Below are 13,556 nucleotides of genomic sequence, written 5' to 3'. Positions count from 1 at the left end.
AGCCTGTACCGCCACCTACCCCTCCTCGCAGATCTCAAACACAGCTTCAGAACGCGGTGTCCCGAGATTCTGCAAGCGGCTAGCGAGACGATCAATGCAGATGCTGCGCTACCCGCGGTCCGTTCCAACTCGTCGTTTCACCGACCAGATGCAGTGTCTCTCGGAGCCGTCGCTGCCGCGAGACTCCTCGGGATCTCGCCCCAGACAGTTTGCAACAGAATTGCGGCCGGTGAGATGCCGGGAAGGATCATTACAGTCGGGCGTCGAAGAATGGTGGCCATCCAACGGAACGATGCCATTTCATGCGCCAACGCCACGCAATCGAACTCAATGTCTGCAGTGGCAGCCCAGTTGGGTGTTTCCCGAAAACATGTCAAGCGCCTGTGTGATGCTGGACAGCTTAGGCGCGGTGCCAAACTGGCTGAAAGTGCGCTGGCACTTTTGCGTAGGCTTGACAACATCGCTTCGCAGGGAGTGGCGCGGCCCGGAGATACGGTCTCACTGGCTGGCGTTCCGTCCCTGCGCGGTCCCACTCAACCAGCGGCGATAGCCCTCGTCCTTACCGGAGTCCTTGCCGCCTGGTACGGCAGGAATTCTGAAACACCGCCGTTTCACCGGATACTCGTTTCGAGGTCAGAACTCTCCCGTCTTGCTGCGGGCGGGCTTAGCGTCAGAGAAGCCGCGAAGTTGCTCGGGGTAGCGGTTCGCCAGATCCCCGTCCTTGTGGAGAGGGGCTGCTTGCCGATCTGCGATCAAAGGAAACGACGCAGAATTGCACTCGATGCAACCCAACATTTCATGGAAAGGTACATCACCGCAGGGCGCATTGCTTCGCGCACACTCACCAATACGCGGACAACGCTGGCACGCCTTCGTGACGCTGGCGTGATACCAGTGGTCAATTCTGACGTACGCAAAGGAATATCGTCAGTGTGGCGCTTGAGCGATATCGAATACGCGTCTCTGGACTTTCAGACTATGTAAACACGAAATGAGCGGAGACTGTTCTAGGCTATCTGTTCAGATGAGCAGAACATCCATGTCAGATTACAACGAAATACGCCCATTCATACGCCTCACTCTTTCCGCTCGTGAGAATTTTCTAGGATATCTGCTACGACTTCGCACCGAAAATGAGCTCCGTGGAAGATCCCTATCTACAATATTCTGGGAATGCGAGCGAAAATCCCGGACGGATGCTATCCGGATGCTCTGCAACTGGACCGCTAGCACGCCGGATAACATCAAGCCGCTATTCGTCCGACATGAACGCAGAGCACAGCGACTCAGAGTATGGGCACCCGTGCCCGGGTACGACCTGTGCCGCTCAATGATTCATCCTGGTGCGAGGGTCTGCCCTGCATGCCTTGCACGCGACGGGATTTCTGACTCGGCGTGGAGCCTCCGCCTCTACATAGGCTGCAGCGAACATCGTACGAAGCTTGCTAAAAGCTGCCCCTCATGCGGAAAGGCTTTGCTTTGGAACCGTCCGGGTATCCGGACGTGTGTCTGTGGATATGACCTGACACAAATTCGCACCGAACGGTTACCGGATGATCAAGTCGAACTGATGTCGATGATCAGATCGGCGTGTTCCCGATCCCATGCTCAGGCCGCGACACCCCACACCCCAGCAGAACTCGCCCTTCCAGATCTTCTCAAATTGATCATGCTAGTTAGTCTTGACGACTCGCCGTATTGGGAAGTTGGACTATGGCACTGCACCGATAGCAACACCGATGACCTTGTTCGAAAGGCAGCACAGGCCCTGACGAACTGGCCCCATGGTATGAGAACACTCCTTCGCAGAGTTCTGCTTGGCGGAGCCGACAAGACGATTTGGAATGCTCCAGCAGATGGAAAGAGATTAATCCGAGCGATCAACTCTCGGAAACAAGTCGGATCGAAATGGTCGGGTCGTCTGATGGTCATCGAACAAGCTTACACTGTCGTGGAGGGACAATCTTTCGTTCGGCTAAAACCCAGAGCTCGACTTACCTTACTTAACCACTGCGCGAGCGGCTAGAAATGCTGGGCCTCGCGGTCGCGACGCTGATACGCGTCGCACCGACAAATAAGATGGATAGGACTATACATTTCTATCCCAAGGCAATGTTTCTGTATAATTACAAAGAAATAGAGGCGCGCGACCAGTTCGGCATCTATGAGAGGCAGACCGCCGCAGCGGCCCTGGGCTGGCCAGCATCTCTTGTGCGATAGGTATCCTGAGGACTGGCCTGCTGAAAAGTCGTTCCCCCTGAGGTAGGCTATTGAGCCTTTTGGGGGGGGGTGCGGGACGTCGGAATGTTCCAAGATGTGGTCTGCCCCTAGTGCCTCCTCCCTTCGTAGGGTTAACCGACGACGAAATTGCCGCAAGTCTACGACTTATTCGCGCCTCGCCCATGAGTATGCGCAGCCGTCGAAGGCACATTCCGCGCGCACTCAAACATTCTAGCCGTTATAGTGTTAGGACACCTAGTTTTTTATGTCGCCAGAGCGAGCGTGGTAGGCCTTATATTAGGCGATAGACCCCAATATACCTACATACATCCCACTCCTCTGCTTATATGTTTGTGTTGTTTCTGTTTGTCAAACGAGATGTATGATGGGTCATTCAATGGAATCTTTCTCTACGTATGACGAAGTTGCCTCTTCGGATCTGCCCAGTACAGTGCTGACCAAGGTGATTTCAAGGGCTGGAAAATCAAAGAATTACACCGATCTCATTCCACTGGATGGAGGCACTGTTGGAATAGCACATTTTGCAACCGGGGGACTTTCGGAACTCTACAAACAAATGGACACACAGGAATATTTCGGCAGATCTCAGGAAGATATGATTTCGCATTATTCGGCCAAATGTCGACCCAGCGGCAAAAAGGGGAACGATACCGGCTGGGGATGCTATTCGCAGGCCTGGTGGCATGAGGGAATGGCCCGCTTCCTAGCCAGCCCTGAGTCCGAGAAAGCGCAATACCGCGCATGGTTGAACCTAATGCAACCTGCTATCAAAGCAGCCTTGGCCCACAACTGGACTGACCGTAGGAGCCTTGCCATCGCTATGGGGATAGCCAATTCGCTGGGTAGTGCAGGGCTCAATTCGCTTGCTACCAAGCACAACTGGCACGCTGAGCAGGTCCTGACTGCCTACGTTGGCACCGATGCGCACCGCGCCAGGAGGCGCGACGCGCTGAATGCCGCCTTTGGGCCGAAGTAGGGTAGAGCTTTGGCGTTTAACGCCGGCTCAGCCTCTTATTCGTCACCATCCAGCGCGGTCGCCTCTTGGCCGCCGGAGCCTCGGCCTGCTTCCGCCGGCGTGCCTTCCGGTCCCGTAATCCTCCCCCGTCAGCCCGGACGCTCTCCATTGTGCGTACACATAGCGTCCGCGTGGGTGAAACCAATTGCCAGCATGCTTCTCCTCAACGAAGTTGGGACTTTTACCAGCAAATGACGATAGAAATTACCTTGAGGCCAATATTATTAAAAGACGTTGACGCGCATAAACGTAAAGATATCCTGTCTTTTCATGAAGGGAGGGTGAACAATGATCTTTACGCTTTCTCGAGGCGGCGAAAACGTCATTGCTGAGGTTCAGCGATGGCAATACTTTCTCTTGCGGATAGGGGTTACTCAAGTTGGGGGCATCGATGGCGATTTCGGTCCAAAGACTGAGACCGGAACCAAGATCTTTCAGGTCCAGGCGGGCCTGACGGCAACCGGGAAGGTCAACGAGGAAACTCTGCTGAAGGCGCGCGAGCTGGGTTACAAGATACTACCCGATGATTACTATCATAAACGCTCCACAATCGAGTTCCCCAAAAAGCCGATTGATTTGGAGAGCCCGTCCAATTCGTCACGCAACCATACCTTCACCTGCTTCAACTTTATGCAGCTTCCTCGAGCGAGCAGACCAGATGCCGAAGCGATTGTCATCAGGGGCAGCTGCGACGGTTCTCTTCCGGACTGGACGACGGGCAAGATCACCCAGATAGATGTGCCGCAGCTGAAATTCGCGAAAGGCCACACCGGCAAGGTTGTCTGTCATAAGCTCGCTGCTCCGCTGATCAAAAGGCTCTTTGAAGCCTGGGAGGCTGCCGATCTCTTGCACCTAATCATGAGCTATGAGGGATGCTTTGTGCCTCGATATAAGCGCAACCAAGCCACCCCTGATGCACATGGGCACTCCGAGAAGAAGAGTTCTGACGTCTCAGCCCTGAGCAATCACTCTTTCGGCTCGGCCTTCGACATCAATTTCATCGACAACCAACTCGGCCATGTGCCGGCTCTCTGCGGACACCGTGGTTCAACGCGAGAGCTTGTCGAGTTGGCCAATCACGACGGTTTCTTTTGGGGAGGGCACTTTAGCAAGAAAGATGGGATGCATTTCGAAATAAACCGAATTTAGAGCAAGCCATGATGAGGCACTTGATCTCGTTTGCTTTGTGGACTGCAGCGCCGGTGTGCATTGCGTTATCGCCAGCCTTTGCGAACGAATGTCCGTTCCATAGTTGGCAGTCCTACAGAGGAACGGAACTGTTCCGAACTGCGGACAAGGCAGCCTACTTGTGGGTAACAAACCGAACCGCAATCGATGCAGACGGATCACCACGGGCCTACCACCCGGATGATGTTGGTAAACCATGCGGGGCAACCGGCACCGGGCTCGATTGCCCCGCGAATGCGGGCTACCCTAGCACGTCGTGGTGGCCGACCGTTTTGGCTACAGATCCAGACAACCCAAGCAAAGCATTTGTTCAGCCGTCAGGTGCGACAGCAGGGTTCTTTGTCTCGAAGACTGCCCTAGTCGACAAGGGTAACACCAACTCACGCGATCCCCAGCGCTACACGGATGCGTCTACCGTACCCTACATCGTTTTCCCCCGGCCATTTTATAGAATGTCGGGGACCGGTAAATTAGGCGATATCGGCGTGGCCGTACACTTGAGCACCAAACGCCGAGCTCCATTCGTCGTCGGTGACATCGGACCGAGTGAGCCACTGGGCGAGGCATCCATCGCCCTGTTCAGCGCACTGGGAGGCAATGATCCTAATCCGCGGACAGGTGGCGGGGTGGCTGCAGGTTCAACGCTCTACCTTGTGTTCCCAAGATCGGTCGATGAAAGGCCAGTCGCATGGCCAATTTCAGCACAGCAGATGCAAGATAGCTTGGACGCGAGCATCGGCAAAATTGGTGGCCAATCGGTGCTCGAAGCGTGTGTAAAAAAATTCCATTAGACTGGGTTCGGTTCTTCGATGACTTCACCCGCGAATGCCCTGTACTAGCGGCGGACACGTTCCCTTAGGCATCCCAGTGGCAAGGTAGCTGGCTCGATAGACCTTTCTAGTACTTTGGCAGCGCGTCAGTCAGCCATTGGCTCTCATCCAATCTACCCACCGAATAGGATCGAAGGGAGCGGCGGATATTTTTTCAATCGGTCGGCCGACCGAGAGGACCGCTACTTTCATGTCGGAAGCTGCAATCACCTTGGGAGCGGAAATGCGCTCAGTTTGGATGGCTCTGCAAGCATTCGGATTGCTGGCGGGGTCAACGTTGCATGGCCTCGCTGCTTCATTCACAGTGGAGCAATGGCGAGGAAAACACTGTTCTTCGTCTGTTAGGCCCCATTCATAAGGAGACGACGGAAGAGTCGCGCGGGCCTATGCGCAAGGTAAATTGTGATCATGCGTCGAAGCGTGTGCCCGCCAAGGCAAGTGAACTCGGTAAGCCCTTATACTTTGTTGGTCCGATCACGCTGCGCCTCAAGCGCAGTGATTAGCCCGATCAACCAACCTCCAAACCCTTCTGTCCATATACCGTTATGCCCATCGATCACATCTTTGGTTGTAGAAGCAACAATAAATGGATTGTGCGGCTGCACGGTTGATCTGCCGGCGCTTCGGGCCAAACGTGCAAGGCACAATCCTTCTGAAACAAACTCCTCGGAAAGGGGTGCATCGTTAAATTGCTCCGTAGACGCAGTAGCCCGCGATAACGTATGTGTGACAAAAGGTAGATAGTTGCCAAGCGTGGTGAGTTCGCGCGCGGACCTCGCGCGTCCCAACCACTGTCCAAGTGGGAACGCTCTGCGAGTTGCCCAGTCATTATCAGTCGCAACACTTATCAGGAGAGGCGGCTGGTCAAACTGGAACCGTTCGTCCCGTCTCATCACATCGTCGATCGCCGAGTATCTTGAAGCTTCGAACGCCGGATTAAGAAGAATTATGGCATCAGCTGGCCCTTCCACAACGCCATAGGCCCCATTGGGATGGCCCGGGTGAGCACGCTCCGCTTGATAGATGAGCGACTGGGCCACCGCGGAAAACAGCAATCTCGCGCCAAAACTGTGACCAATAGCAATAAACTGGTCCGTTCGACCTCGGACACCCCGCGATTCCGCGCCAATTGAACTTACGATCTTAGTGACGACGCCGCTCTGCGCAATCCGATCCGCGTTTGTCTTCTTGATCCAAAACGAAGCGTTTTCAAGAAGCCCTGGCAGCCCTGCAGATGCGTCCCAGCCCACGTAGACCCCAACAATATGCTTGGCTCCCCTGTGCCTATGTCGCAATTGGGCGATCAATTCGGAGAAATTGGTGAGGTCTGTATCGTCACTTGCATAGCCGTGTTTCCATCCGTGGATATATAGCACCGTCAGTTTGGGCAAACTCGGCGCATCTGGCTGCACCGCAACACCAAATGAGTCCTCCGGCCTCTCTCGATCCCAATTTAGTTCATATAGTGCATCGGTAAGCTCGCATCGGTCGACGAATTCGCCTGCATTAGTCAGGCGGATGATTTTGACAGATCCGCTTGGGCGGGGAATACGTCTTGGATCGTTACCAGGATCAGTAATATGCTTTCGGCACTTGCTTTGGCTCTTGTCGGGAGGCAAATCACGACGGTTCATCCACATGGGCGCGAAATGCCAGCAGCCCAACATGCAAAAGACGCCCAGCCCTAAGGCGAAAAACTGCATATGGCATAGCCTCTAACTGACACTGATACCGCTGTTTTGCCGGCAAGTACGTCTCTGCAGCATCGCGCGCCTCTGAACCAATTGCGAGTAATCGATCTTCCTGAGTTTTTTTGCATTACCCCCCATCGATACGAACTCGTCGGCGAGCTCGTCAAAGCATACATCAGGGATGTAAGCAGCCTTTAGCGATTCGGAAAAAGGGAGGCCGCACATGACTGGAATCCGCGTAGCGATCTCGCTCTGTCGAAGCAACATTCCATCGTTATCCTCAAATTGTTTTGCGAAGAACGGATGCACACGCTCCAACATTTCTCGATACGGAGCCGATATTGCTTCTTCTAGCGTTTCCGGATCCGAGAGGAGACCGGAGACAAGACGCCACTCCCGTTGGCGGTAGTAAGCAAGATCGTAAGCATCCAATGTTTTGTGAGGCCTCGCAGAATCCGCATGGTAGAAAAAGTTCGACGCAAATTGCAGAGAGTCGAGCATGTCCTCAAAGCTACCTTTCTCTCCCAGTAAAAAATCCAGTATTATATCAATCTCTCTCAATTTGATCGGACCGGATCGCCGTCTTGTCTGGACGCTAAGTGTCTCGTCGAGTTCCCCTTTATTGATTATAACAATATCATTTAAGTGAATCAGCTCTTGTAATAAGACTATTACGTCGCGCAACTGATGGATAAAGTTGCTTCCTACGGTGCTGGCGGACGAAACACCTCCCGGAACTGTTAGCGGAGACGGGACGTAAATTACGGGAAATCCGCCGCACCTTCGAATTACCTCTGTATCAAAGGCGAACGAAAACGCACCGAAAACAGCGGAATGATCATAGACCTCGTGCTCTTCAATTGCGGTTAGGCAAAACCTGCGCTGATCGATTGTCGTCGCAGCAAATGTTTGAACGCCATGCCGATCGTAAAGCGGGAAACAAATCTTCTCATATGTCAACAGCGGTCCCAACAATAGGAACGATCTGAAGATTTGCTGGCCCAGAGATATCTCTTGGTGCGTGGTTCGTTGTTTTGATGAAATTCGCGGGAATGAATGGAAAAGGTCCACAACGTTAGTTCTTCCACTGTACGGGCATCTCATCTCTGGGTATTTCTATAGTATCAAGTTTTTCCTGCTGTGATTGAAATAACGATGTAAACTCCTGCCACTGCTGAGCGCAGGTAGCGGACATGTAGCGGAAAAGCGCTATGTGTCTCGCGAGGCGCTCTACGCTAGAATAAATTACAGGATTGTACGACGAAAAAAACTCCACTGCTGACCCATCATAAGTTTCTATTATTCGACCTATATTATATTCATCGTAAACTTCTTCTACACTAGCCCAATATGGCCTTCCGGTTATTTGAAGCTTATCTTGCGATAAGCCGAATCTGAACGAAACATTCCTGTCCCAGAAAATTATATGACGATGGCGCAGTAATTCGCGATCTTCTTTCCATGCGGCGACCTTATCTTCAGTGGGAGCAACTTGTGGAAACCCAGGAATGCTATCCTCGTCGAAAATCAGGTGAGAGGATGGGAAGTCCTCATTGACGCCAGCATTGTCTAGAAGAAAGAGCTCTACACCCACAAGATTATTGATGAATGCGCGGTGGTATTCGGCTTCATCCCTCATGTAGCTAAACAGTCCCTCACCGCCGGCCACGACGAAGTCGATTGCCGGCGCGAGCTCCCAATCATAGATGGTGGAGTGTGCGGTCGGAACGTTCGGAAATTGGAACGTCAGTCGTTGCCCATTAGGGGATGAAAGGGATAATCCGATAACGGGGCATTGCTTGGCGATGTCATCATCCGGAACCGCGGTTGCCAAAAAGAGAACTCCGCCTATTGCACGGAGTGTGGTTCGGTGAATGTACCGGTTTTCGAGTGAGACAACCTTTTTGCTAGAATACCTGAGGGTTTTCGGGCCCTTGCCGGGGTTGGTGTACATTCCCATTGACGAGTTCGGGCGGAAATGCACCTCCTTTTTCTCTGCAACCGCCATACTCACTGAAATCATGGCTATGCAAGTCAAGATAGCGGCATGAAAAATGGCGTTTCGCATGTCCCCTCCCAAAGATATTTTCGCTTCAGAATAATGTTCTGACAGTTGTTTGCCAAGCGGCCCGGCCGGAATAGATCGCCTGCCTGCCCACCGGAACGCGTTTTCCGTTTTCTTCGACATCAAATGGCCGATTTCTGTTTTTCTGCGATAAAGCATTCATGTTTTCGTCAGCAGTGATTCTTCTAACACACTGTTTATTATTCGGATCGTTTTCAGCTTATTGAGAGAATGAGCAGCCCGGCCGGATGGTCAGCGTCAGAAATTATGAGAATCTTGTTCACGGTAGTGAGAAACTACGGAACAAGATTCTCGTTCTTGAGAAAGTTCACCCCGAGAGACCACCCGAATGAAGCATTCGTCTCTGAGACCGAACGACTGGCGCCGAAATGGAGCTCATGCGGCGCGGTGAACTGCCCCAGGCATTGACAGGCGGAGAGCACACGCCGATCTCGACCGCTGGATCCTTAGCGCATCAGCGGGGATCCTGGCGTCGCTTCCGTCCTTGATAGCCAAGAGCAATTGCTCGATCCCGATCGGCGCTGCGACCCCGAACCTGCCGATTTCGCACCACTGGTCGGCCAGCGGCGCATAGGGGGCTTGCGGGTCGCGGGGCGCCGCAAGGCGCTTGCGGCGGGCCCAGGCGATATCGAGGCCGGCTAGGTCGAAGACAGCAGAGCGTCTAAGATCGCCGATAAACATCCGCGCGAAGATGCAAGGGACCTTGGTCATCACCTCACGGCATGAACAGGAGTACCGCATAGACGACGAAGAGCGCCAGATGCATCATCCCCTGCATTGGTGAAGTTCGCGGTCCGAGAAGGGTCAGTGTCGTCAGGACGATGGTGAGAACGAGAAGGACCGTGTCAGCGGCGTTCAGCCCCAGCACCACGGTCTTGTTCATGATCAGGCCGATCGCCAGCACTGCGGGTACGGTTAGCCCCACCGTTGAGACGAAAGCGCCGAGGCACAGATTGATGGCGCGCTGCATCTGGTTGGCCACCGCCGCCTTGACCGCCGTGATGGATTCCGGCGTAAACACGATGATTGCGATCAGGACGCCGCCCACGGCGGCCGGTGCGCCCGCCTGTTCAATGCCAAGATCGATCAGGATGGCCAAATCATGGGCAAGCAGCACGATAGGCAGGATAAGCGCCACGAGGATCACAGAGCGAATCAGAATAGCACGCTTGTGCAGCGGCATCCGCGCGTCTGGACCTTCCGGCGGAGCCGATTCAGGTTGGATGAAGAAGCGTCGATAGCTTCTTGTCTGCATCGCGAGGAAGGTCGCGTAGAGGATTACCGTCAGGACGGCGAGCGCGAAGGCCTGCCCCGGCGCGAAGGTCCCGTTCCCGGAACTGACGACATTCGGCAAGACCAGTGCGGAGCCTGTCAGCAGCACAATCATCGACAGATATGCCACGGCGCCCTGGGAGTTGTATTCCTGCTCGCCGTTTGCAAGCCGCCGAAAAGCAGGCAGATGCCGGTTACCAGATTCATGATGATCATCATGACCGCGAAGATTGAATCGCGTCCGATTGTGTCGGACTGTCGAGGACCGACCATGACCGCCGTTATCAGGATGACCTCGATCGTCACGATGATGAGGGTGAGGATCGAGGTGCCGTAAGGCTCGCCAAGCTGCGATCGGCGGCGATGGTCAGCATCGTCTCCGATGCGGCCTTGAACAGCAGCTCGTCAACCAGCACCTTGTTGTGGAAGGCGATGTCGGTGACCTCGACGGGCAGCGTAAACACGACATGGAAGTAGCCGATCGGCAGCAGGTCGGCTTCCCGCTCGGCCGGGCCCTGTCACTTCGGGCAGTGCCGGTTGCGGCAGGAGTTGTAGGCGATGCGCCACTGGCCGCAGTCCGTGCAGGCTTCGACATCACCGCCGAGGGCGGCGGTGCGGCAGTGCAGTGCTCGATCGCCGACATGACCTTGAGCTGCTGCAGGCTCAGGTGTCCGGATGGGCGGCCCGGTAGGCGGGCCCGGCGCCGCGGAACACGTCGGCGACCTCCAGGTCTGCGCGCACCGGTTCAACCGGGAGGCGTCTTGTCCTCCATCAGCGCCACCCAGCCGGTCGAGCGGCCCCGCAACCGCGTGGATCGTCCGGGTCGAGACCTTGGTGTAGAGCGCGGTCGTGTCGAGCTTGCTGTGCCCGAGTAGCACCTGGATGACGCGAATGTCGACATCCTGTTCGAGCAGGTGGGTGGCGAAGCTGTGCCGCAGCGCGTGCGGGCTGACGCGCTTGCGGAGGCCGGCGACTTCGGCCGCGTCCTGGACCGCGCGATGCAGTTGTCGCGACGAGATCGGATGCCGCGCCCCGGAACAGCCAGCCATGCGGGAGCATTACCCCGCGCCGACTGCCTTCGCGCCACCACAGATGCAGCAGTTCCAGCAGTTGCGGCGACAGCATGGCGTTGCGGTCCTTGCGTCCCTTGCCCTGTTCGACGCGGATCAGCATGCGCATGCTATCGATATCGTCGACCTTGAGGTGCGCGACTTCGGACACGCGCAGGCCTGCGCCATAGGCGACGCCGCGCGTTGGTGCCGCTTCGAGCAGCCGCGCCGCTTCCTCCACGCTCAGCACCTCGGGCAGCTTGCGCGGATACCGGGTGATCACCTGCTTGCACGCGCCAGATCCCGCCGGTTCAGCGTCACCATGAACAGGAACCGCAACGCCGAGACTGCGCCGTTGATGGTCGCCGAGCCGACACCGTTATCATGCTGATGCAGTTGGAAGCGGCGGATGTCCTCGGCTATCGCGGTATCGGGCGAGCGGCCAAGGAACGCGGCGAAGCGCCGGACGTGACGAACTTAATCCTGCTGGGTATGCGAGCCCAGACACCGCATCAGCATGTCGTGCTGCATGCGCTGCCGAAGCGGCGAGATCGGTGCATCGGTCGACAGGGTAGCCATGGCGAGTTCCTCTCGTTGAAGGGAACGCCATGGTCAGATCGTTGCCTCTACCCCCTCAAGGCCGATGAACGTCGCGCCATCTCAGAACGAGGCGCCCCTCCCGCGCGGCGGGTTCGTGCATGGTGCGCAAAGCCGACATGCACAGCATGCCTGTAAGGGTCTGCTTCGGGCGGCATACTAGACACCACTGCGGTCAAGCGAGTTCATCTTGCATGGCAGATCGCGCTTCGATCCGCGGGATTGCGATGAGGCCACCTATTTCAAGCCGGCCTGCGAAACCCCGGAGGAGGCCGCCGCGGAATTCTGCAGGCGCTCGTAGCCATTGCTTGCCAACACCTGTAGTCTGATCCAGCGATTTCGCGAGAGGCGTGCCCACATAGCGTCTCCCGGTCGGCGACCGGGTTGCTTGGCTTAGCTTCCATGGGCCGTTGCAGCCGAGGTTACAATGGACATCAACCAGTTCCTTTACCTTCCGCTTGCGCCTGCATTGTTCGTCATTCTCGTTGTGGTTGGTTTCCTTGTATTGGTCCTCGGCCTGATAAGGCGCGCTTATCGGCAACTGGGCCTCAGTCCAGCCCAAGCCATGCTTTTGCTGATCGGTTCCCTGATCGGAAGCTGCATCAACATTCCCCTCACGGTGATTTCGACGGATTCCGTCATGGCGGATCAAATGGTCGAATTCTTCGGCATGCGCTATCCAATCCCGCCACCAACGGACTGGGGTGGCACCGTGCTCGCGATAAATGTGGGTGGAGCGATCATTCCGGTGGTCATGTCCGTATTCCTACTCATTCGATGGCGGCTTTGGTTTGCCGGGCTGTTGGCGACGGCCGTGGTGTCCGCGATCTGCTACTGGTTCTCGTCTGCCGTCCCGGGGATGGGGATAGCCGTACCGGTGTTCATCCCGGCGATAGCAGCGACGGTTTTGGCGCTGCTGCTGTCACGCCAGAGCGCCGCACCGCTTGCTTACATCGCCGGGTCGCTGGGCACATTGATCGGGGGCGATTTGCTCAATTATGGGCAACTTGCCGAACTCGGTGCTCCCATTTTGTCGATCGGTGGCGCGGGAACCTTCGATGCTGTTTTCCTGACAGGTGTCATTGCGGTACTGATCACCGGCATTTCACCGCGGAGGGAGGACACAAAGCCAACAGCCTCCTGAAAGCAATCCGGCCGCTCATCGCAGCTAGCGGCGCGAAGCCGTCAGGCACAGCTTCCACTGAAGAATCTGCTTCAGGCCGACTGCGGCCACGGCTCAATGGAAATTTCGCCCCTTGAAACTGATGGGGCTGCTCGACTGAACGGGGCAAATTTGTGCGCCGACGCTCCCAGCTACAGCGTCGCAATTGAACGCCAATTATATGAAGTCTCCCGAATAGGTTAAATGCCCGTTTATCCGGCTTCGCGAAGCATTCCCGGAAATACGCAGAGGACTTTCTTGCCTCCACGCGCATGTTTGGTGTGCGGCAGTGCCTCATCCACTTTTGGGGGCTCTCCTTTTTGGAGAGTCACCCTTCCGGTCAGGGCGAGATATAAATTTGTTTATCTTGGTGACTCCTCGCTGGGTATGCCAGGACAGCAGTCGGCGCAGATTGCGAGCGAAAA

Annotated in this window: 8 protein-coding genes and 3 pseudogenes; 3 read left to right on the top strand and 8 right to left on the bottom strand. The window is 55.6% G+C overall.

Annotated features, from left to right (window positions below):
* Positions 1 to 2,617 precede the first annotated feature (2,617 nt).
* Both ABLE86_RS04835 and ABLE86_RS04830 read left to right on the top strand, forming a co-directional pair.
* Positions 2,618 to 3,217 (top strand): hypothetical protein, encoded by a 600-nt coding sequence (locus ABLE86_RS04835; protein ID WP_348777803.1) that lies wholly within the window; start codon positions 2,618 to 2,620, stop codon positions 3,215 to 3,217.
* A 327-nt stretch (positions 3,218 to 3,544) separates the two neighbouring features.
* Positions 3,545 to 4,405: a M15 family metallopeptidase gene (locus ABLE86_RS04830; protein ID WP_348777802.1), complete on the top strand. Its 861-nt coding sequence runs from the start codon at positions 3,545 to 3,547 to the stop codon at positions 4,403 to 4,405.
* A gap of 1,324 nt (positions 4,406 to 5,729) precedes the next feature.
* Here the strand turns inward: ABLE86_RS04830 and ABLE86_RS04825 are convergent.
* The 8 genes and pseudogenes from ABLE86_RS04825 to ABLE86_RS04790 all read right to left on the bottom strand — a co-directional run bounded on the left by ABLE86_RS04825 (position 5,730) and on the right by ABLE86_RS04790 (position 11,795).
* On the bottom strand, positions 5,730 to 6,977 hold the full coding sequence (locus ABLE86_RS04825) for a hypothetical protein (RefSeq protein ID WP_348777801.1): 1,248 nt from the start codon (positions 6,975 to 6,977) through the stop codon (positions 5,730 to 5,732).
* A 12-nt stretch (positions 6,978 to 6,989) separates the two neighbouring features.
* Complete coding sequence (locus tag ABLE86_RS04820; RefSeq protein ID WP_348777800.1) at positions 6,990 to 7,925, bottom strand: hypothetical protein; 936 nt, start codon at positions 7,923 to 7,925, stop codon at positions 6,990 to 6,992.
* 115 nt (positions 7,926 to 8,040) lie between these two features.
* Positions 8,041 to 9,189, bottom strand: coding sequence for a hypothetical protein (locus ABLE86_RS04815; protein ID WP_348777799.1), 1,149 nt, complete (start codon positions 9,187 to 9,189; stop codon positions 8,041 to 8,043).
* Between the two features lie 577 nt (positions 9,190 to 9,766).
* Entirely contained in the window at positions 9,767 to 10,438 is a 672-nt protein-coding gene (locus ABLE86_RS04810; protein ID WP_348777798.1) for a hypothetical protein, read from the bottom strand.
* Positions 10,439 to 10,676: 238 nt separating this feature from the next.
* Positions 10,677 to 11,064 (bottom strand): annotated as a pseudogene (locus ABLE86_RS04805) (transposase zinc-binding domain-containing protein); the annotation flags it as partial.
* 143 nt (positions 11,065 to 11,207) lie between these two features.
* Positions 11,208 to 11,372 (bottom strand): annotated as a pseudogene (locus tag ABLE86_RS04800) (tyrosine-type recombinase/integrase); the annotation flags it as partial.
* 46 nt (positions 11,373 to 11,418) lie between these two features.
* Positions 11,419 to 11,544 (bottom strand): annotated as a pseudogene (locus ABLE86_RS04795) (integrase); the annotation flags it as partial.
* A 107-nt stretch (positions 11,545 to 11,651) separates the two neighbouring features.
* Entirely contained in the window at positions 11,652 to 11,795 is a 144-nt protein-coding gene (locus ABLE86_RS04790; RefSeq protein WP_348778569.1) for a hypothetical protein, read from the bottom strand.
* Between the two features lie 601 nt (positions 11,796 to 12,396).
* On the opposite strand from ABLE86_RS04790, the gene ABLE86_RS04785 reads away from it, so the two are divergent.
* Positions 12,397 to 13,113: a DUF1614 domain-containing protein gene (locus ABLE86_RS04785; RefSeq protein ID WP_348777797.1), complete on the top strand. Its 717-nt coding sequence runs from the start codon at positions 12,397 to 12,399 to the stop codon at positions 13,111 to 13,113.
* The last annotated feature ends 443 nt before the right edge of the window (positions 13,114 to 13,556 follow it).

Origin of the sequence: Mesorhizobium sp. KR2-14 (assembly GCF_040049255.1) — a bacterium.
GTDB lineage: Bacteria > Pseudomonadota > Alphaproteobacteria > Rhizobiales > Rhizobiaceae > Pseudaminobacter.
This window is presented reverse-complemented; position numbering and strand designations above follow the sequence as displayed.